Source organism: Acetobacter cerevisiae (assembly GCF_001580535.1).
Taxonomy (GTDB): Bacteria; Pseudomonadota; Alphaproteobacteria; order Acetobacterales; family Acetobacteraceae; genus Acetobacter; species Acetobacter cerevisiae.
In genome coordinates, this window is sequence record NZ_LHZA01000003.1 from 1 (window position 1) to 606 (window position 606).

Below are 606 nucleotides of genomic sequence, written 5' to 3' on the forward strand. Positions count from 1 at the left end.
AGCCCCTCACGTAGTCTGGCACCATCCGTTTGATCCAGTGCTGATGTTCAAAATTCTGATCATCCACACGCTGAACAATTTGTCCGACGAACGGACGGAATACCTGATCAACGACCGCCTGTCCTTCATGCGCTTTCTTGGTCTGAGGTTGTCTGAGCGCGTGCCTGATGCCAAGACAGTCTGGCTGTTCCGGGAACGTTTGACACAGGCGGGAGCAATTGATGTTTTGTTCAACCGCTTTGATGCGACCCTGCGGAATGCCGGTTATCTCCCCATGTCAGACCAGATCCTGGACGCTACACTGGTTGCGGCCCCAAAGCAGCGCAATACCAATGAGGAGAAGGCCGATCTGCGGGAAGGACGGATCCCACAGGATTGGCAGGACAAACCGTCAAAGCTGTCCCATAAAGATCGTCATGCGCGATGGACGCTGAAGTTCACGAAAGCAAAGCGTCAGGATGACGGGACGATCTCGTCTACGGATCTCGCTATCCCTTTTTTTGGCTATAAATCGCATGTTTCCATCGACCGGAAATTTCGGCTGATCCGCAAATGGAAGACGACCGATGCCGCTGCCAGCGATGGTGCCAGACTACGTGAGGGGCT

1 protein-coding gene is annotated in these 606 nt (G+C 54.0%); it reads left to right on the forward strand.

The window, feature by feature from the left end:
• The coding region (locus AD928_RS00020) for a transposase (RefSeq protein ID WP_167347319.1) at window positions 1–606 on the forward strand (606 nt) is incomplete at both ends.